Annotated in this window: 15 protein-coding genes; 6 read left to right on the top strand and 9 right to left on the bottom strand. The window is 72.3% G+C overall.

What is annotated here, in order from left to right:
- The first annotated feature begins 71 nt into the window (after positions 1–71).
- The gene (locus tag ABGB12_RS07245) at positions 72–2,051 is read left to right on the top strand and encodes a prolyl oligopeptidase family serine peptidase (protein ID WP_347675486.1); all 1,980 of its coding nucleotides are present in this window, start codon (positions 72–74) and stop codon (positions 2,049–2,051) included.
- Positions 2,052–2,067: 16 nt separating this feature from the next.
- On the opposite strand, the gene rny is transcribed toward ABGB12_RS07245, so the two are convergent.
- Positions 2,068–3,540: a ribonuclease Y gene (rny, locus tag ABGB12_RS07240; protein ID WP_347676089.1), complete on the bottom strand. Its 1,473-nt coding sequence runs from the start codon at positions 3,538–3,540 to the stop codon at positions 2,068–2,070.
- 322 nt (positions 3,541–3,862) lie between these two features.
- On the opposite strand from rny, the gene ABGB12_RS07235 reads away from it, so the two are divergent.
- Entirely contained in the window at positions 3,863–4,057 is a 195-nt protein-coding gene (locus ABGB12_RS07235) for a DUF3046 domain-containing protein (protein ID WP_347675485.1), read from the top strand.
- Here the strand turns inward: ABGB12_RS07235 and ABGB12_RS07230 are convergent.
- From ABGB12_RS07230 to ABGB12_RS07215, 4 genes are all read right to left on the bottom strand, one after another.
- Entirely contained in the window at positions 4,050–4,499 is a 450-nt protein-coding gene (locus ABGB12_RS07230) for a DUF350 domain-containing protein (protein ID WP_347675484.1), read from the bottom strand. The genes ABGB12_RS07235 and ABGB12_RS07230 overlap by 8 nt on opposite strands.
- Before the next feature lie 22 nt (positions 4,500–4,521).
- Positions 4,522–5,658 (bottom strand): glutathionylspermidine synthase family protein, encoded by a 1,137-nt coding sequence (locus ABGB12_RS07225; protein WP_347675483.1) that lies wholly within the window; start codon positions 5,656–5,658, stop codon positions 4,522–4,524.
- A 3-nt stretch (positions 5,659–5,661) separates the two neighbouring features.
- Positions 5,662–5,982, bottom strand: a complete 321-nt coding sequence (locus ABGB12_RS07220) for a hypothetical protein (protein ID WP_347675482.1) — start codon at positions 5,980–5,982, stop codon at positions 5,662–5,664.
- A 122-nt stretch (positions 5,983–6,104) separates the two neighbouring features.
- Complete coding sequence (locus tag ABGB12_RS07215; protein WP_347675481.1) at positions 6,105–6,968, bottom strand: ATP-grasp domain-containing protein; 864 nt, start codon at positions 6,966–6,968, stop codon at positions 6,105–6,107.
- A 242-nt stretch (positions 6,969–7,210) separates the two neighbouring features.
- Between ABGB12_RS07215 and recA the strand changes: the two genes are divergently transcribed.
- The 3 genes from recA to ABGB12_RS07200 all read left to right on the top strand — a co-directional run bounded on the left by recA (position 7,211) and on the right by ABGB12_RS07200 (position 13,857).
- Complete coding sequence (gene recA, locus ABGB12_RS07210) at positions 7,211–8,326, top strand: recombinase RecA (protein ID WP_347675480.1); 1,116 nt, start codon at positions 7,211–7,213, stop codon at positions 8,324–8,326.
- Between the two features lie 125 nt (positions 8,327–8,451).
- The gene (locus tag ABGB12_RS07205; protein ID WP_347675479.1) at positions 8,452–9,033 is read left to right on the top strand and encodes a regulatory protein RecX; all 582 of its coding nucleotides are present in this window, start codon (positions 8,452–8,454) and stop codon (positions 9,031–9,033) included.
- A gap of 216 nt (positions 9,034–9,249) precedes the next feature.
- Positions 9,250–13,857, top strand: coding sequence for an ATP-dependent helicase (locus ABGB12_RS07200; RefSeq protein ID WP_347675478.1), 4,608 nt, complete (start codon positions 9,250–9,252; stop codon positions 13,855–13,857).
- Between the two features lie 532 nt (positions 13,858–14,389).
- Here ABGB12_RS07200 and ABGB12_RS07195 read toward each other — a convergent pair.
- On the bottom strand, positions 14,390–15,586 hold the full coding sequence (locus ABGB12_RS07195) for an ROK family transcriptional regulator (protein WP_347675477.1): 1,197 nt from the start codon (positions 15,584–15,586) through the stop codon (positions 14,390–14,392).
- Between the two features lie 192 nt (positions 15,587–15,778).
- Between ABGB12_RS07195 and ABGB12_RS07190 the strand changes: the two genes are divergently transcribed.
- A complete protein-coding gene (locus ABGB12_RS07190; protein ID WP_347675476.1) occupies positions 15,779–16,261 on the top strand; it encodes an Rrf2 family transcriptional regulator in 483 nt (160 codons plus the stop codon).
- 109 nt (positions 16,262–16,370) lie between these two features.
- Here ABGB12_RS07190 and ABGB12_RS07185 read toward each other — a convergent pair whose 3' ends face one another.
- The 3 genes from ABGB12_RS07185 to ABGB12_RS07175 form a co-directional block, all read right to left on the bottom strand.
- Positions 16,371–16,835: a DNA starvation/stationary phase protection protein gene (locus ABGB12_RS07185; RefSeq protein ID WP_347675475.1), complete on the bottom strand. Its 465-nt coding sequence runs from the start codon at positions 16,833–16,835 to the stop codon at positions 16,371–16,373.
- A 111-nt stretch (positions 16,836–16,946) separates the two neighbouring features.
- Positions 16,947–17,315 carry a helix-turn-helix transcriptional regulator gene (locus tag ABGB12_RS07180; protein WP_347675474.1) on the bottom strand — a complete coding sequence of 123 codons (369 nt, stop codon included), beginning with the start codon at positions 17,313–17,315 and terminating at the stop codon, positions 16,947–16,949.
- Positions 17,316–17,427: 112 nt separating this feature from the next.
- The gene (locus tag ABGB12_RS07175) at positions 17,428–18,702 is read right to left on the bottom strand and encodes a CinA family nicotinamide mononucleotide deamidase-related protein (RefSeq protein WP_347675473.1); all 1,275 of its coding nucleotides are present in this window, start codon (positions 18,700–18,702) and stop codon (positions 17,428–17,430) included.
- Between the last annotated feature and the right edge of the window lie 2 nt (positions 18,703–18,704).

Raw genomic sequence — 18,704 nt, 5'->3', positions numbered from 1 at the left:
CCTTGTTACTTTCAGAGCTCAAGTGTCCGTTCTTGGCTCCAATCCCCTTCGGCATGCGGGACGATTCCGGTATGACCGCTCGCGTTGCCCCCTACGGTTCCTGGCCCTCTCCCATCTCCGCAGCCGACGTCGCCCGCAACCGGGTGAGACTGAGTTTTCCGACCGCCCAAGGTGACGACGTCTGGTGGCAGGAGACACGGCCGGACGAGGGCGGCAGGACCACGGTCATGCTCAACGGACGGGAGGTCCTGCCCTCGCCCTGGAACGCCCGCAGCCGGGTGCACGAGTACGGCGGCAAGTCCTACCTGCCGACCCCGCGCGGGCTGGTCTTCACCAACTACGAGGACCAGCGGCTGTACCTGCTGGTGCCCAGGGACGTCCGGCCGCGGCCGTTGACACCCGAGCCGGCGATCCCCGGGGGGCTGCGGTACGCCGATCTGGTGCTCTCCCCCGACGGGGCCGAGGTCTGGTGCGTCTGCGAGGGTCATGTCGCGGTCCCCGCCTCCGAGGGCGACGCCCCGTCCGCTCCGGGGGTGCGGCGGGCCATCGTGGGGATCCCCCTGGACGGGCGGGCCGCCAACGACCCCGCTGCGATCAACGAGATGGTCACCGGAACCGACTTCTACGCCTCGCCCGCGCCTTCCCCGTCCGGCGGTCACCTGGCGTGGGTGCAGTGGAACCACCCGCGGATGCCGTGGGACGGCACCGAGCTCCGCGTCGGGGTGATCGACGACGGCAAGGTCGTCTCCCCCCGGACGGTCAAGGGCGGCATGTCCGAGTCGGTGCTGGCCCCCCTGTGGGCGGACGACAAGAGCCTGTACGTCGCCTCCGACTGGCCCGGCTGGTGGAACATCTACCAGGTCGGCCTCTACGGGGAGTCGCCCCAGGCGCTCTACCCCGCCGAGGAGGAGTTCGCGGGCCCGCTGTGGCAGCTGGGCGGCATGCCGTACGCGCTGATGGGCGACGGGCGGCTCGTCGTCATGCACGGGCAGGGCGAGCAGAGGCTCAGCCTGTACGACCCCGACACCCTCGAGCTGGAGCCGCTGGACCTGCCCTACACCGACTGGCAGATGAGCCTGTCCGCGGACGGCTCCACGTTCGTGGGCATCGGGTCCGCCCCGACGCTCCCGGCGTCCGTGGTGAAGGTCTCCCAGGGGCGGGTGACGGTGCTGCGCCGCGAACTCGACCGGGTGCCGGACGAGGCGTACCTGCCGACTCCGCGCGCCGAGAAGTTCGAGGGCCAGTTCGGCCGGCCGGTGTACGCCTACGTCTTCGAGCCCGCCAACCCGACCGCGCTCGGCCCCCAGGGCGAGCTCCCGCCTTACGTGGTGTTCGTCCACGGCGGGCCGACGGCGCGCGCCTCGGCCTCGCTCAGCCTGGAGCGCGCCTACTTCACCAGCCGCGGCATCGGGGTCGTCGAGGTCGACTACGGCGGCTCCACCGGCTACGGCCGCGCCTACCGCGAGCGGCTGCGCCGCCAGTGGGGCGTGGTGGACGTCGAGGACGCCGTCGCGGTCGCCGCCGAACTGGTCAGGACAGGGCGGGCCCACCCCGAGCGGCTCGCCGTCCGGGGCTCCAGCGCGGGCGGCTGGACCACCCTGGCCGCCGTCACCTCCGGCACCGTCTTCAAGGCCGCGACGTCCTATTTCGGCATCAGCGACGCGACGACCCTGCTGCAGGAGACCCACGACTTCGAGTCCCGCTACCCGTTCGGCCTGATCGGCCCGATCCCCGGCTACGAGCGCGCCTACGAGGAGCGTTCGCCGCTCAACCGCGCCGACCGCACCGCCTGCCCGGTGCTGCTGCTGCAGGGGCTGGAGGACCCGGTGGTGCCCCCGGCGCAGTCGGCCCGGTTCGCCCGGGCGCTGGCCGAGAACAAGATCCCGCACGCCCACCTCACCTTCCCCGGCGAGTCCCACGGATTCCGGCGGACCGAGACGGTGCAGGCCTGCCTGGAGGCGGAGCTGTCGTTCTACGGGCAGGCCCTCGGGTTCACCCCGCCGGGCGTGGCGGTGCTCAGGCTGACCGGGGGCGAGGCGCTCTCGGCCTGACCCGGCGCCGCCCCGCTCAGCGGGCGTACTCGGTGGCCCTGGACTCCCGGACCACCGTGACCCGGATCTGGCCCGGATAGGTGAGCTCGTCCTCGACCTGCTTGGCGATGTCGCGAGCGATGACCTGCGCCTGGATGTCGTCCACCGCGCCGGGCTTGACCATGACGCGGATCTCCCGTCCGGCCTGCATGGCGAAGACCTTCTCGACTCCCTCATGGGTGTCCTTCGCGATGCGCTCCAACTGCTCCAGACGTTTGACGTAGGCCTCCAGCGACTCGCGGCGCGCGCCGGGGCGCCCCCCGGAGATGGCGTCGGCCGCCTGGGTGAGGACCGCCTCGACGGTGCGCACCTCGACCTCGTTGTGGTGCGACTCGATCGCGTGGACGACGTCCTCGTGCTCGCCGTAACGGCGCGCCACCTCGGCCCCGACGAGGGCGTGGCTCCCCTCCACCTCGTGGGTGAGGGCCTTTCCGACGTCGTGCAGGAGCGTTCCGCGTTTGGCCACGTCCACGGGCAGCCTGAGCTCGGCGGCCATGACCCCGGCCAGGTGCGCCGACTCCACCAGGTGCTTGAGCACGTTCTGGCCGTAGGAGGTGCGGTAGCGCAGCCGGCCCAGCAGCGCGATCAGCTCGGGGTGCATCTCGGTGATGCCCACCTCCACCAGGGCGTCCTCGCCCGCCCTGACGCACAGCGTCTCGACCTCCGCCAGGCTGCGCTCGTAGATCTCCTCGATGCGGTGCGGGTGGATGCGCCCGTCCAGGACCAGCTGCTCCAGGGTGAGCCGGGCGACCTCGCGGCGCACCGGGTCGAAGCAGCTGAGCAGGACCGCCTCGGGAGTGTCGTCGATGATGAGGTTGACCCCGGTGACCGACTCGAACGTGCGGATGTTGCGGCCCTCGCGGCCGATGATCCGGCCCTTCATCTCCTCGTGCGGCAGGTGCAGGACCGAGACCACCGACTCGGTGGTCTGCTCGCTGGCCACCCGCTGCACCGCCAGGGTGACGATCTTGCGGGCGCGGGCCTCGCCCTCCTCGCGGGCCTGGGCCTCCAGCTCCCGGACGGTCAGCGCCGCCTCGCGCTTGGCCTGGTTGCGGATCTGCGCCACCAGCTCGGCCCTGGCCTGCTCGGCGGTCAGCCCCGCCACCTGTTCCAGCGCACGGGCCCGCTCCTGCTCGGCGCGGCCCAGCTCGGCCTCGCGGGCGTCCAGCGCCGCGGCCCGTCCGGCGAGCTCGGCCCGCCGCTCCTCGAGCCGTCCGGCCTCCTGGTCGAGCCGCTGTTCCCGCTCGGCCAGCCGGCGTTCCCTGCGCTCGACGTCCTCCAGCCGCTCCCGCGCCTCCTCGCGGAGCGCGCGGGCCTGCTCCTCGGCCTTCTCCCGGAGCTCACGAGCCTGCTCCTCGGCCTGTTCGCGGAGCCGGGCGGCGGCCTTCTCCCCCTGCTCCAGCGCCTGGTCGCGCAGGTGCTGGAGCTCGGCCTCCGCCGCCTTCCTCATCGCGGGTCGGCGCAGCGCCCGCCAGGCCAGCAGGACCAGGCCGGCGAGCAGCGCCGCCCCGAGTACGACGCTCTCCATGGCGCAGCCCCCTCCTCACGGCCAGAGGGTCGCCTCGCGGGCACGCGAGGCCACCGGTTCGCCGAAGCGCACCGGTGACCTCCATGGTCAGTCCACGCGGGGCGGAGTGACCCTCTTTTCGGCCACCGTAAGCCGCCTGAGGTTAATGAGCAAGCAAAGACTCAGTAATGTGGATTTACCACACGGGACCACTCCGTGAAGCGGGGTGTCGTCCCCGCACCGGCGGAGCTGGCACACTGGGCCCGTGAGGTTGACGGCTTTCTGGACCAAGATGAACCGGCAGTTCGGCGAGGGATACGCCGAGAGCGTCGCCAAGGACCAGGTGATCGCCGAACTCGGTGGCCGCACCATCGACCAGGCGTTCTCCGACGGGGTGGACACCAGAACCGTCTGGAAGGCGGTCTGCTCGGCGTTCGACGTGCCCGACCGGCTCAGATGACGGCCAGCGCCGTCACCAGGCCGATCATCAGGTAGGTGACCGCGAGCATCCAGGTGCCCGGCTGCAGGTGCTCCTCGTGGCACAGTTCCTTGATCTTCAGCCCGATGAGCAGGTTGAAGATGAGCATCGCCACGATCTGCGCGACGATGCCCACCAGGCCGTAGACGGCCGTGGCGATCAGGCCCTCGGTCAGCGCGGCGTCCGTCGCGTAGATCGACGCCGACACGATGACGCCCACCGCCGCCATGCCCGCGGCGGCCAGCAGGCTCGCGTTCGGGTTCCGGTCGTGCCGGATCACCGACACCAGGCGGCCCGGGGTGGCCAGGTCCACCGCGTAGAAGCCGAGCACGAACAGGACCAGGCCGACGCCCGCGTAAGAGAGGATCGCGAGGACGTTGTCTCCCAGTACCTCGCTGAAGGCACTGTCGAGAGCGAGAGGCATGGAGGCTCCTTAGGACGAATATCTAGAGGGGGATCCGATGGGGGACGAAAGAGGACGTGTCGTCGGTGATGAGACCTGACGTCTCGCGGATGCCGAGGCCCGCGGACTCGTCCGCGACCATCCAGGCGCCGAGCACGGGGTGCTGGCCGTCGAACTCCGGCAGCGCCTGGAACTCCTGGAAGACGAAGCCCTCCGCGCCGTAACGTCCCTCGGTCCGCTGGCTGAAGGACGGGGTCGTGATGGACATGCTCGCGCCCTCACGGCCCAGCAGGGGCTTCTTGATGTAGGAGGTCAGGTCGCCGGGGGAGCCCAGGTACGCCGGCAGCAGGTTCGGATGGCCGGGGAACAGCTCCCAGAGCAGGACCAGCAGGCCCTTGTTGGACAGGAGCATCTTCCACATCGGCTCGATCCAGTCGGCCTCGTCGACGAAGGCGCCGAAGGGCTCGTGGACGATCCACTCCCACGGGTAGAGCTTGCAGAACGTCTTGATCCGCTCGCCCGCCAGGTCGCAGTAGTCCTCCCCGTCCCAGCCGACGGCCTCCATCGGGAGGGAGACGCCCGGCCGGCCCGCCTGCTCGGCCGTCTCCTGCAGGTAGGAGATCGTCATGATCTCCTCGCCCGACTCGTCGGCCTCCGTCCAGGTGAAGTGGACGGGACCCTCCCGCAGCCGCATCTCCTTCCAGCGGTCGACCAGCCGCTCGTGGATGGAGTTCCACTGGTCGTCGGCGGGGAAGACGTCCTCTTTCCAGTACCACTGGATGATGGAGCTCTCCACCAGGGACGTGGGGGTGTCGGCGTTGTACTCCAGGAGCTTGGCGGGGCCCGCGCCGTCGTAGCGCAGGTCGAAGCGCCCGTAGAGGTGCGGGTCGCGGCGCCTCCAGGACTCCTCGATCGCGGGGGCGAGGCGTTCGTCGATTCCGAGCACCTCGTAACGCCCCGTCTCGACGACGTGCTCCGCCGCCTGCAGGCACATGCGGTGGAGTTCCTCGACCACTTCCTCCAGCCGGAGTACCTCGTCCATCTCCAGGACGTAATGCACGGACTCGTCCCAGTAGGGGCGGGTCAGGTTCTCCGGGTGGGCCGTGCGGTGGTAGGCGAGCCCCTGGGACTCGATCTTCGCCTCCCAGCCCTCGCGGGGCCGGGACCGTTCTCTTCGCACGGATCAGCCGCCGCCGCTGAAGCCGCTGCCGAAGCCGCCGCGCTGCAGGGTGCGCCCGGACTTCGACTTGATCTCGCCCTTGCGCGGCTTCAGCGTGGTGCCGTTGTAGATGTAGCCGGAGCTGGTGGCGGTGCCTCCGTAGTACCAGAAGTAACGCCCGCCGTCGCCGCCGAAGTCGCAGTCGTCGTCATCGACGAGCTTGTACTGGCCGCCGCTGTAGCTGTACCCGTCCACGCAGGAAGCGGTGTAGCTGGAGCCTCCGCAGGCGGCCAGGGACATCGACAGGGTGCCGAGCATGCCGACCTTGACGGCCCGGGAACTCATACGGCGCCGGAGCATGGGGGGTCCCTCCGTTGAAGCGATGCGCACGAATTGTAGGGGTACCGCTTGCTCTAGAACAGCGACACACGGTCTTCAGACCGCCGGAGAGACGATTTGGTTCACCTTCAGCCGGGATCCGGAAGATGAAAGTAAAGGTCGCCCACATCGGCACCCGCCGGAAGATCGCTGACCTGACCGTCTCCGACCTCCACCACCCGCCACGCGCCGTCCGGGCGGCGGGCCAGGTCGGTGGTGACGAAACGGCAGCCCAGGGCCCGGACGGATGGCCGGACCTGGTCGAGGGCCGGTACGCACTCGGCGTCCGGCGTGTCCGGGTGGGGGCCGACGAGGACGGGATCCCCGTCGATCCACCAGACGCGGGCCTCGGCCGAGTCGTACTCCTCGAAGACGCGGACGACCACGCCTCCGTTGAGGAAGTCGTCCTGGAGCTCGACCATGCGGCGGACGACGCGATGCAGGCCCTCCGCGTCGTGCAGGTCGGGGACGTAGCAGGCCTCGTCCCACTCGTGCTTGCGGGACTTCACGTAGTCCTTGACCACTCCGGGACCGCCGGGCAGCCGCCGCACCGCCTCGGCCAGCCGCTCCGGCGAAGGCGCCTCGCGCGGGACGAGCGGCAGCCAGACACTGGGCGGCGTCAGCCCGGCGAAGGTGTCGTACCAGCCGGGGAGCTCGTGGGCGCGCCGGTAGCCGTCCGGCGGGGTCATGAGGAAGCCGCCGCGGTCCGCCAGCGCCTTGGACATCGCGTGGTACTCGGCCGCCGTCACCATCCAGCCCCGGTACCACAGCCCGCCGGCGCCGCGCGGGACCCGACGGACCGCCTCGGCCGCCTCGCCGCGGCACAGCAGGTCGTGGTCGAGCAGCGCCAGGGCGCCTCCCGTGGCCCGGACGGTGTCGGCCTCACGGGCGAAGTGCGGATCCACGCGCCGAGGATCGAGCGGATCGGCGCAGAACAGAACGGTCAGGGTCATCAGCCAGCCCCCGCTTGATCGTCTGAGCGCCAGGGTACGTCGCCGCGCGCTCACCGCGCAGCCCGATTCCCGCGCCGGTTCCGGACGTATCGGAGAGCCGTCGGCGAGTGCGGCCTCGATCGAATTTATGTTCGGTAGAGTGACGGTGTCGCGGGGGCCGCGTTTTGTCAGTGGACCGGCGTAGCGTCGTTCCCGAGATGACGAACACCAGCAAGAAGAACCCGACCCGACAGGGGCAGACCATGGCAGCTAACGACCGCGAGAAGGCGCTCGAGACCGCCCTCGCCCAGATCGAACGCCAGTTCGGCAAAGGCTCGATCATGCGCCTCGGCGACGAGGTGCGCGCGCCCATGGAGGTGATCCCCACCGGGGCCATCTCCCTCGACATCGCGCTCGGCATCGGCGGGCTGCCCCGCGGCCGGGTCGTGGAGATCTACGGGCCGGAGTCCTCCGGTAAGACGACCGTCGCCCTGCACGCGGTCGCCAGCGTGCAGAAGATGGGCGGCATCGCCGCCTTCGTCGACGCCGAGCACGCGCTCGACCCCGACTACGCCGAGAAGCTCGGCGTGGACACCAAGGCCCTGCTGGTCTCCCAGCCCGACACCGGCGAGCAGGCGCTGGAGATCACGGACATGCTGATCCGCTCCGGCGCGGTCGACCTCGTGGTCATCGACTCGGTGGCGGCGCTGGTGCCCCGCGCCGAGATCGAGGGCGACATGGGCGACAGCCACGTCGGCCTGCAGGCCCGCCTGATGTCCCAGGCGCTGCGGAAGCTGACCGGCGCGATCAACCAGACCAAGACCACCGCGATCTTCATCAACCAGCTGCGGGAGAAGGTCGGCGTCATGTTCGGCTCCCCCGAGACCACCACGGGCGGCCGGGCGCTGAAGTTCTACTCCTCCGTCCGGCTGGACGTGCGCCGCATCGAGACCCTCAAGGACGGCACCGAGGCCGTCGGCAACCGGGTCCGCGTCAAGGTCGTGAAGAACAAGATGGCCCCGCCCTTCAAGGTCGCCGACTTCGACCTGCTGTACGGCGTCGGCATCAGCCGCGAGGGCGGTCTGATCGACCTCGGCGTCGAGCACGGCTTCGTCCGCAAGTCCGGCGCCTGGTACACCTACGAGGGCGACCAGCTCGGCCAGGGCAAGGAGAACGCCCGCAACTACCTCAAGAACCACCCCGAGACCGCCGACGAGATCGAGAAGAAGATCAAGGAGAAGCTCGGTGTGGGCCCCCGCGTGGACGCCCCCGCCGACGCCCAGGCGGCCCCGGCGGCTCCCGCCGCGCCCGAGCCCGCCGCGGCCCCGGCTCCGGCCCGCCGCACCCGCACCGCCTCGGCTCCCAAGCCCGGCGACTGACCGGCCCTCCGGGGCGGGCGCACCCCCACCGCGCCCGCCCCGGGCCGCCCCCCGGCCGTCCGGCCGCCCCGACGCCGAACTCCGGGGACCGCCGTTCGGCGGCCCGGAGGAGGAAGGAAGTCCGCATGGCCGGTCGCAGGAACAGCCGCTCCCGAGGGGAGCGCGCCGAGGAGGCCGGCGGCGCGCCGAGGCCGCCCGCCGATCCCGAGGCCGCCGCGCGGGAGGTCTGCCTGCGGCTGCTGACCCTCTCGCCCAGGACCCGGTCCCAGCTCGCCGAGGCCCTGGCCCGCAAGGGCATCCCCGAAGAGGTCGCCGACCACGTGCTGGGCCGCTTCACCGAGGTCGGCCTGATCGACGACGAGGCCTTCGCCCAGGCCTGGGTCCGCTCCCGCCACACCGGCAAGGGCCTGGCCCCCCGGGCGCTCTCCGCCGAGCTGCGCCGCCGCGGCGTCGCCGACGAGACGATCAAGGAGGCCGTCTCCGAGCTCCACCCCGAGGACCTCGAGGAGGCGGCCCGGACCCTGGTCTCCCGCAAGCTCCGCACGACCCGCTCGCTCGACCCCGACCGGCGCACCCGCCGTCTGGTCGGCATGCTGGCCCGCAAGGGCTACTCCCCCGGCCTGGCCTACCGGGTCGTCAAGGAGGCCCTGGCCGGCGAGGGCGCCGACCCCGACGGACTCCCCGAAGACGGGTTCTTCGACGGCTGACCGGACGGGGGGACGGCCCGGACGGGCGATGGGGGTCAGGGCGCCGCGATTCCGCGGTGCCGCGGTGGCCCCCGCACACCGCAGGACCGACGGGACCATGGTAAACGCCCCTACCACATTCAGAAAACCTTCTTTACAAAAATGGGGGAAGCGTACAGAGCCGCGGCCCCGAGACCGTCGGCGGATTCCGTCGGCGGGAGGAGGCACGATGGAAGGATGATCGAGGAGTTCTCCGCGGCGACCCGGGCGTGGTTCGCCGAGGCGTTCCAGCGGCCGACGGCGGCGCAGGCGCAGGCCTGGCGGGCGATCTCCCGCGGGGAGCACACGCTGGTGGTGGCCCCCACCGGGTCGGGCAAGACCCTCGCCGCGTTCCTGTGGTCCCTGGACCGGCTGGCCTCCGCCCCGCCCCCGCCGGACCCGAAGCACCGCTGCCGCGTCCTGTACGTCTCGCCGTTGAAGGCCCTGGCCGTCGACGTCGAGCGCAACCTCCGCACGCCCCTGGCCGGCATCCGTGCGGCCGCCCGCCGGCTCGGCCTCCCCCTGCCGGAGATCCGGGTCGGCGTCCGCTCCGGCGACACCCCCTCCGGCGAGCGGCGGCGTCTGGCCGCCCGCCCGCCCGACATCCTCATCACCACCCCCGAGTCCCTCTTCCTCCTGCTGACCTCCCAGGCCAGGGAGTCCCTCCGCGGCGTCGAGACGGTGATCGTCGACGAGATCCACGCCGTCGCCGCCACCAAACGCGGCGCCCACCTGGCGCTCTCCCTCGAACGCCTCGACGACCTGCTCGCGTCCCCCGCCCAGCGCGTCGGCCTGTCCGCCACCGTCCGCCCCCTGCCGGAGGTCGCCGCCCTCCTCGGCGGCTCCTCTCCCGTCACCACCGTCCGGCCCCCCGACGCCAAGGTCTTCGACCTGAGCGTCACCGTCCCCGCCGAGGACCTCCCCGACGCCCCCGGCTCCCGCCGCCGCTCCGTGTGGCCCCACGTCGAGGAGCACATCCTCTCCCTCATCGACGCCCACCGCTCCACCCTCGTCTTCGCCAACAGCCGCCGCCTCGCCGAACGCCTCTGCACCCGCCTCAACGAACTCGCCGCCGCCCGCCTCCCCGACCCCCTCCAGGCACGGGCGGCCGGGGGCGGGGCCGTGGAGGTGGCGCGGGCGCATCACGGGTCGGTGTCCAAGGAGGAGAGGGCGCAGATCGAGAGCGCGCTCAAGGAGGGGCGGTTGCCGGCGGTGGTGGCCACGTCCAGCCTCGAGCTGGGGATCGACATGGGCGCCGTGGACCTGGTGGTGCAGGTGGAGTCGCCGCCGTCGGTGGCGGGCGGGCTGCAGCGGGTGGGGCGGGCCGGGCACCAGGTGGGGGCGGTGTCCCGAGGGGTGATCTTCCCCAGGTACCGGGGCGATCTGGTCCAGGCGGCGGTGGTGGCCGAGCGGATGCGGGCGGGGCTGATCGAGGCGCTGCGCTACCCGCGCAACCCGCTGGACGTGCTGGCGCAGCAGATCGTCGCGATGGTGGCGATGGACGAGTGGGACGTCGACGGGCTGGAGCGGCTGGTCCGGCGGGCCGCGCCGTTCGCGGAGCTGCCCCGTTCGGTCTACGAGGCGACGCTCGACATGCTGGCCGGCCGCTACCCGGGCGAGGAGTTCGGGGAGTTGCGCCCCCGGCTCGTATGGGACCGGGCGAACGGGACGTTGCGGGCGCGGCGGGGGGCGCAGCGGCTCGCCGTGGTGAGCGGCGGGACGATCCCCGACCGGGGGCTGTTCGGGGTCTTCCTCGCCGGGGAGCACGCCTCCCGGGTCGGTGAACTGGACGAGGAGATGGTCTACGAGTCCCGCGTCGGCGACGTGTTCGTGCTCGGCGCCAGCTCCTGGCGGGTCGAGGAGATCACCTCCGACCGGGTGCTGGTCTCCCCCGCGTCGGGGGGCTCGGGCAGGCTGCCGTTCTGGCACGGCGACTCCCCCGGCCGCCCCGCCGAACTGGGCCGCGCCATCGGCGCCTTCACCCGGGAGCTCGGCGGGCTGGACGAGGCCCGCGCCCGGGAGCGGGCCTCGGCCGCGGGCCTCGACCCCGGCGCGATCGCCGACCTGCTCTCCTACCTGGCCGAGCAGAAGGAGTCCACCGGCCACGTCCCCGACGACCGCACCCTCGTCGTGGAACGTTTCCGCGACGAGCTGGGCGACTGGCGGCTGGTCGTGCACTCCCCCTACGGGGCGCTCGTCCACGCGCCCTGGGCCCTGGCGATCGCGGCCAGACTGCGCGCGCTCTACGGCGTCGACGCGCAGGCCATGCACGCCGACGACGGGATCGTCCTGCGCGTCCCCGACACCGACGGCCTCCCGCCCTCGGTGGAGCTGTGCGCGTTCGACCCGGACGGCATCGAGCGGCTCGTCATCGACGAACTCGGCTCGTCCGCGTTGTTCGCCGCCCGGTTCCGCGAGTGCGCGTCCCGCTCCCTGCTGCTGCCGCGGCACCGCCCCGGCCACCGGATGCCGCTGTGGCAGCAGCGCCGGCGCGCCTCCCAGCTGCTGTCGGTCGCCGTGAGGCATCCCGGTTTCCCCGTCGTCCTGGAGACGGTCCGCGAATGTCTCCAGGACGTCTTCGACGTACCGGGCCTCGTCTCCCTGATGCGTGACGTCTCCACCGGTACCGTCCGAGTCACCGAGGTCGAGACCCCCTCAGCCTCCCCCTACGCCCGGTCGCTCCTGTTCCGCTACATCGCGGCCTTCATGTACGAGGGCGACTCTCCGCTGGCCGAGCGCAGGGCACAGGCCCTGACCCTGGACTCGTCGCTCCTCTCCGATCTCCTCGGCCACAGCGACCTGCGCGAGCTCCTGGATCCGGAGGTCCTCGCCGAGGCCGCCGCCGAACTCCAGCGCCTCACCCCCTCCCGCCGGGCCACCGACCCCGACACCCTGACCGACCTCCTCCGCGCCCTGGGCCCCCTGTCGCTTCCCGAGCTCGAGGCCCGCGCCTTCCCCCCGTCCCCGGCCGGTGCGTGGCTGGCGTCTCTGGAGGGCGAGCGTCGCGTGATACGTGTCCGCGTCGCCGGGACCGACCGCTGGGCCGCCGTCGAGGACGCCGCCCGGCTCCGGGACGCCCTGGGCGTCCCCTTGCCGAAGGACGTTCCCGAACCCTTCCTCGCCTCCCTCGGAGACGACCCCCTCGGCGACCTCCTCACCCGCTACGCCCGCACCCACGGGCCCTTCACCACGGCGGACGCGGCGGCCCGGCTCGGTCTGGGCACCGCGGTGGTCCATGAGGTGCTCGCCCGGCTCCCCGGCGTCCTGGAAGGCGAGTTCACCCCTGGACGCACCGGCTCCGAATGGGTCGACGCCGAGGTCCTGCGGCTGCTTCGCCGCCGTTCCCTGGCCCGGCTCCGCGCCGAGGTGGAGCCCTCCCCGCCCGAGGCCCTCGCCCGTTTCCTCCCCCGCTGGCAGGGGGTCGGCTCCTCCCGCGCCGGATCCCTCCACGAGGCCGTCGAACTCCTCCAGGGCGCACCTCTCCCCGCCTCCGCCCTGGAGACCCTGATCCTTCCTTCCCGCGTCCCCGGCTACACGCCGGCCCTCCTGGACGAGCTCACCACCTCCGGTGAGGTCCTCTGGCTGGGCCGCGGCCCTCTCCCCGGCGGCGACGGCTGGCTCTCCCTCTACCCGGCGGACACCGCGCCGCTGCTCCTGCCGCCCCCGGCGGAACTCCCCCTCGCCCCCCTCCACCAGGCGGTCCTGGACGCCCTCGCCGACGGCTCCGCCCTCTTCTTCCGGCCCCTCGCCGACCGCGTCCGCTCCTCCCCCGCCGTCGCCTCGCAATCCCCCTCCCCCTTCCACCCCGGTGACCAGGAGATCCTCCAGGCCCTCTGGGAGCTGGTCTGGGCGGGCCGCCTCACGAACGACACCCTCGCCCCGCTGCGCGCCGCCCTGGGCACCGCCCGCCCCGCCCCCCGTCCCCGTCCGCTCCGCCGGGGCCGTCCCGTGCTCGGCGTCCGCGCCGCTCCGCCCTCGGCGGCGGGCCGCTGGTGGCTCCCGCCCGCCCCGTACCCCGACCCCACCCACCGCGCCCATGCCCTGACCGAGGTCCTCCTCCACCGCCACGGCGTTCTCCTGCGGGGTTCCGTCTCCGCCGAGCAGTCCCCGGGCGGCTTCGCCGCCCTCTACCCCGTCCTCCGCGCCCAGGAGGAGGCGGGCCACTGCCGTCGCGGCTACTTCATCGACGGTCTGGGCGCCGCCCAGTTCGCCCTCCCCCACGCCGTCGACCTCCTCCGCTCCCTCCGCCCGTCCTGGACCGGTACCGGCGGCGGACGCCCGCCCATCGGGAACCCCGGGCCCTCTCCTACGCCCGGCTCCGGCACCGCGGAGCGCCCGTCCGGGAGCGGCTCCGGCGGGAACGGCTTCAGTGATCTTCAGCCGAACGCCCCGGGAGAAGACCGCGAGCCACCGGAATCCCCTCCCGGCGTCCGGCCCGAGGCTCCCGGAGCCGAGGCCGTGGTGCTGGCGGCCGCGGATCCGGCCAATCCCTACGGGGCGGCCCTGGCCTGGCCGGAGGGTTCCGGCGGCCACCGGCCCGGCCGCAAGGCCGGGGCGCTCGTGGTGCTGGTGGACGGCGTGCTGACGATGTACGCGGAGCGCGGCGGCAGGACGCTCCTGACCTGGAACGAGCCGGGACGGCGGGCCGCGGTGCGGGCTCTGGCCCTGGCGGTGCGGGAGGGAATGCTCTCCCAGGTGACCGTGGAGAGGGCGGACGGGGAGCCGATCACGGGCTCGCCGCTGGCCCGGGTGTTCGAGGAGGCCGGATTCCATCCGACGCCCCGCGGGGTGCGGCTCCGGCGTTGAGCGGGTCCTCCGCGGGTGCTCATCCGAACGGCCGAGATCCGGGGAATGCGATCGTTCTCGCGGGCGATGAGATCGAGGCCCCGCGGTGAAATAGTTGAAAACGTAACGAGGTTGGTCTTGATGAACAGCCCGTCAGCGGAGGAGCCGCCATGACCTCGACAGTCCGCTGGGTCGCCGCCCAGCGCCGTAAGCGCCTGGTCATCACCCAGACGCTCCGCGACCGCGCCCAGACCGATCCGCGCCGCACCGCCCGCCGCGAGGACGAGCGCTCCGCGGGCCGAGTCGCGCACCCCCGGGAACCACGCCCCTTACGGACCGGGGGCTCGGGACCGGGAGCGCGACGCCTCCCGCCCCGAGGCCCCCTCCAGCGCCCGGCCGTCGTGCCGGAGAAGCCCCTCCACCGGTTCGGGCGTCTGCCGGCCCCTGTTCCGCCGCGAGAGCCTTCGCGATTCCGCATGCCGCGTCCGGAAGGCCGAAGGCGGGAGCATGACGCCGCTCCTGTCCTCCCGGGAGGCTCGCCGAGTCCGGGGGCTCAGTCCGTCGTGCTGGAGAAGACCTCTTCCCGGGCGAGGGCGAGAGCGGTGTGGAGGGCTCCCTGGAGGACGGGGTCCGTGGTCAGGGCTCCGGGGATGAGCCGGGGGCTGGTGGGGCACAGCCGGGAGACGGCCTGGGCCGTGCGGTCCGCCAGGGGGGTGCCGCCCGCGGTGCCCAGGCTGCCGGACAGGACGATGAGGCCCGGGTCCAGGACGGTGGCGACGGCGGCGACGCCCAGGGCCAGCCGGGAGGCCAGGGCGTCCAGGAAGGACGAGGCCCGCGGGGAGCCGGAGTCCGCGGACGCGCGGCGGACCGCTTCCTCCGGGGAGAGGTCCGGGTAGCCGTGGGAGCCGGCCAGGTCCATCAGGGCGTCGGTGCCGATCAGGGCGCCGAAGCCGCCCGCCAGGGCGGGGGCGCCGTGGACGCGGGACTCGGTGACGCCGCCGGGGAGGGGGACGCCGGGCACCGGCAGATAGCCGAGTTCGCCGGCGCCGCCCGAAACGCCCCGGTGGAGGCGTCCGCCGAGCATGACGGCCAGGCCGACGCCCCGGTCGATCCACAGGAGGGCGAAGTCGTCGGTGCCGCGGGCGGCTCCGTGGGCGTGCTCGGCGACGGCCACCAGGTTCACGTCGTTCTCGACGACCACCCGGGTGCCGAGGCGGCGGCGCAGTGCGTCCGGCGCGCCCTCGTGCCAGGACGAGAGGTCGAACGAGAAGCGCACCTCCCCCGTGCGGGGGTCCACCAGGCCCGGGGTGCCGACCACCAGGGCCCGCAGCCGCGGGATCCCCACCTTCGCCGAGCGGCAGGCCCTGGCCACCGCCGTCCGGATCACCTCGACCGGGTCTTCCCCGCCGGAGAAAGGGACCGCGGTCCGCGCGACGATCCGCCCGGTGATGTCCGAGACTCCCGCGGTCACCTCCCGGGGGTCGACCTCCAGCCCGGCGACGTACGCGCTGGCCGGCACCACGCCGTAGACCGCGGCGTTGGGCCCGCGGCCGCCCGCGCGCCGGCCGACCACCTCGACCAGCCCGCGCTCCTCCAGCCGGGACAGCAGCTGGGAGGCCGTCACCTTGGACAGGCCGGTCCGCGCCCCGATCTCGGCCCGGGTCAGGGGCCCCTCGTCGAGGAGCAGTTCCAGCGCCGCCCTGTCGTTCAGTTCACGCAGAAGGCGGGGGGTGCCCGGACGTCTTGCCATGTTCCGGCACTCTAAGGGTTCGGGCCCGTCGGGGCGGCCTCTCCCCCCTCGGGAGACGCACCTCGGGAAGAATCCCCGCGCACCGGCCGAAGACGGCCGTGGAACGCTGCAAAAAAGACCGGATCGACTTAACCGGGACGTCCTATCAGGGTGGTGGTGAAACCACGTCCTGGAGAGGGGGATACTTACTGCATGCGTTTGTCTGCCAGGGTTGATTACGCGCTGCGTGCGGCCGCCGAACTCGCCGCCGCCGCGGAGGCCTCCACGGGAGGCCATCCGGTGACGGCGGTCCAGCTCGCCGAAGCCCAGCAGATCCCGCCCAAGTTCCTGGAGAACATCCTGGGACAGCTCCGCCGGTCCGGGATCATCCGTTCCCAGCGCGGCCCCGACGGCGGGTACTGGCTGGCCCGGCCCGCCGAGGAGATCTCACTCGCCGACATCATCAGGGCCATCGACGGGCCGCTGCTCGGCGTCCGGGGCGAGCGCCCCGAGGACGTCGGCTACGGCGGCGCCGCCCGTCCGCTGCAGGAGGTCTGGATCGCGCTGCGCGCCAGCGAGCGCGCCATCCTCGAACTGGTCACCCTCGAGCACATCGCCCGTTCCGAGCTGCCCGAGTCGGTGCGGCGGCTCACCGAGGACCCCAAGGCCTGGAGCAAGCCGGTCTTCTTCGCCTGATCGCGCAGCCTGATCACGCGCGGCGTGCAAAAGCCGCGCCCCGCGGCGAGGCGGGGCGCGGACGCCGGGGAGCGCGTGCGGCGTCCCGGCGCGGGGCTTCTCCAGAAGGTCACCGCTGGACGGAGAACATCCAGTGCTGTTCCTCCAGTTGACCCGTGACCGTGATCAGCAGATCCTGGGTCACCTGGTCGGCCTCGACGGCGTCGATGCGCTCGCGGAAGCGGGAGATGGTGCCGGCGAGCGCGTCCACGATGGACGTGATCACCTTGTCCTCGGGCAACCAGCCGGGCTCCAGGGTCGGAAGCGAGGTCTCGTGCGCGATGGTCTGCACCCTGCCGTCCGGGTTCACGCCGATCATCACCGCACGTTCGGCCACCGAGTCGGATGCCGTGCGAGCCGTCGCGGTGAGCTCGTCCAGCTGTTCGTGGACGCTCTTGAACGTACGGCCCGTGACGTTCCAGTGAGCCTGCTTGGCGGTCAGGGACAGATCGATCAGGTCGATCAGCGAGCCCTGCAGCGCCTGCCCGACGGCGTTCCGCACCTCATCGGTGAGCGGGCTCTTCACAACGGCCATGATGGGTCCTCCCGTGTCACATCGAGTTCGGCGGCTTTCGCGTCACCTCTTTGTAACAATGGGGATAACCCATCTACTCCTGCCCCAATCTCCCCGGGGATATGGAACGGGTCACGCCGCGACCATGTCGCCCCTGAAGGCGTCACCGGCGATCGCTTCGGGCGAGTCGGGAACCGGTGAGGCCGGGATGGTCTCGGAGATGCGCTCGTGCTTCGGGGCACCGGCCATGACCGGCTCGGCCTGCAGTTCGGCGAGCGCCAGCAGATCGGACACTTCTCGTAGTACGTGAGACAACGGCACGCCCAGTGCCTTGCAGATCGCCGCGAGCAGCTCAGAAGACGCTTCCTTCTGACCTCGTTCCACCTCTGAGAGATATCCCAACGACACCCTGGCCGCGGCGGACACCTCACGGAGGGTGCGACCCTGGCGCAGCCGGAGCTGCCGCAGAACGTCCCCCAGCAGCTGGCGAAGCAGGACCATCGCTCGCTCCCTCCCCATCGTGCGGACCATCTGACCTGTTCCACCGTACCCGTCTCCACCGTGAGCTTGGCAGAGCCGGGAAATCGTGTTCGCTGCGAACGTAACGCTGTAATCAGGTCAAACCTTCCCGATCTTCCTGATCCTCTTCCCACTGGCGGACCATTGCAACCCCCAAAATCTCACGTCTTAGCAGGTCCAAGGCATGGACAACGGTCATGCGGCGGATGTTCGCGCGCGCCTGGGTGAGGTCGGGCGGCAGCGCCAGCACCGGGGTGAAAGATTTACTGCCTTCAGGGCTGGAAATGCCGATATGAACCGTTCCTACCGGTTTCCCGTCCTGAGCGCCCGGCCCGGCCACCCCGGTGACCCCGAGCCCGTAGAAGGCCCCCAGACGCTCCCTGACGCCCTCGGCCATCTGGACGGCGACCTCCGGATCCACGGCGCCCCGAGCCTCCAGAAGGTCGGCTGAAACCCCGAGGAGCTCGTGCTTCAACCGGGTCTCGTAGGCGGTCACCCCGCCGGCGAAGGTCTCCGAGGACCCCGCCACGTCCGTCAGCTCGGCCCCCAGCAGCCCGCCGGTGAGGCTCTCGGCCACCGCGACCCTGCGGTCGCGCGCGGCCAGCAGCTCATGCGCCACCGACGCCAGCGACTGATCGCCCGTCCCGTACATGGCCGTGCCCAGCAGCTCCTTGGCCATGAGCACGGCCTTGTCCAGTGTCTCGGACGTGCCCGCGGTGATGCGCACCGCGACCTCCGCGGGAGAGGGGAGGAAGGCCAGCGAGATCTCCTCCAGCGTCTCCACGGGGGCCAGCCTGGCCGCCAGGACCGTCTCCCAGATCCCGGCCGTCCGCAGCGTGAGGACGGGCGGAGCCCCGTCGCCGCCCAGCTCCGGCAGCACCGCGGACTTCATGATCGCTTTCATCTCGGACGGCACGCCCGGCAGCGCGTAGACCACCTTGCCGGACAGCTCCATCCGCAGCCCCGGCGCCGTCCCCGCCGGGTTGGGCAGCATGGTCGCGCCCTCGGGCACGTCGGCCATCCGCAGCGACATCGGCTTCAACCGCAGCCCGCTGCGCTCGACCCGGTCGCGGATCAGCCCGGCCAGCGCCTCGTCCCGGACGAGTTCCACCCCGGCGAGGGCGGCGAGCGCGTCCCTGGTCAGATCGTCGCGGGTCGGCCCGAGCCCCCCGGTGACGATCACCACGTCCGCCTCGGCCAGCGCCGCGGAGACCGCGGCGGTGATCGCCTCCAGCGTGTCGCCCACGACGGCCGAGCGGTCCACCCGCACGCCCGCCCCGGTCAGCTCCCGGCCCAGCCAGGCCGCGTTCCCGTTGACGATGTCTCCGATGAGGATCTCGTCCCCGACGGTCAGGAGTTCGGCTCGCACGC

The sequence above is a fragment of the Actinocorallia sp. B10E7 genome (assembly GCF_039871655.1).
GTDB lineage: Bacteria > Actinomycetota > Actinomycetes > Streptosporangiales > Streptosporangiaceae > Actinocorallia.
This window is presented reverse-complemented; position numbering and strand designations above follow the sequence as displayed.

Bases quoted from the DNA above. Each gene is read 5' to 3' on its own strand.
- ABGB12_RS07190 (WP_347675476.1), top strand. From the start codon at position 15,779: ATGCGTTTGTCTGCCAGGGTTGATTACGCGCTGCGTGCGGCCGCCGAA.
- recA (WP_347675480.1), top strand. From the start codon at position 7,211: ATGGCAGCTAACGACCGCGAGAAGGCGCTCGAGACCGCCCTCGCCCAG.
- ABGB12_RS07185 (WP_347675475.1), bottom strand. From the start codon at position 16,835: ATGGCCGTTGTGAAGAGCCCGCTCACCGATGAGGTGCGGAACGCCGTC.
- ABGB12_RS07180 (WP_347675474.1), bottom strand. From the start codon at position 17,315: ATGGTCCTGCTTCGCCAGCTGCTGGGGGACGTTCTGCGGCAGCTCCGG.
- ABGB12_RS07200 (WP_347675478.1), top strand. From the start codon at position 9,250: ATGATCGAGGAGTTCTCCGCGGCGACCCGGGCGTGGTTCGCCGAGGCG.
- ABGB12_RS07245 (WP_347675486.1), top strand. From the start codon at position 72: ATGACCGCTCGCGTTGCCCCCTACGGTTCCTGGCCCTCTCCCATCTCC.
- rny (WP_347676089.1), bottom strand. From the start codon at position 3,540: ATGAGGAAGGCGGCGGAGGCCGAGCTCCAGCACCTGCGCGACCAGGCG.
- ABGB12_RS07230 (WP_347675484.1), bottom strand. From the start codon at position 4,499: ATGCCTCTCGCTCTCGACAGTGCCTTCAGCGAGGTACTGGGAGACAAC.
- ABGB12_RS07205 (WP_347675479.1), top strand. From the start codon at position 8,452: ATGGCCGGTCGCAGGAACAGCCGCTCCCGAGGGGAGCGCGCCGAGGAG.
- ABGB12_RS07195 (WP_347675477.1), bottom strand. From the start codon at position 15,586: ATGGCAAGACGTCCGGGCACCCCCCGCCTTCTGCGTGAACTGAACGAC.
- ABGB12_RS07215 (WP_347675481.1), bottom strand. From the start codon at position 6,968: ATGACCCTGACCGTTCTGTTCTGCGCCGATCCGCTCGATCCTCGGCGC.
- ABGB12_RS07220 (WP_347675482.1), bottom strand. From the start codon at position 5,982: ATGAGTTCCCGGGCCGTCAAGGTCGGCATGCTCGGCACCCTGTCGATG.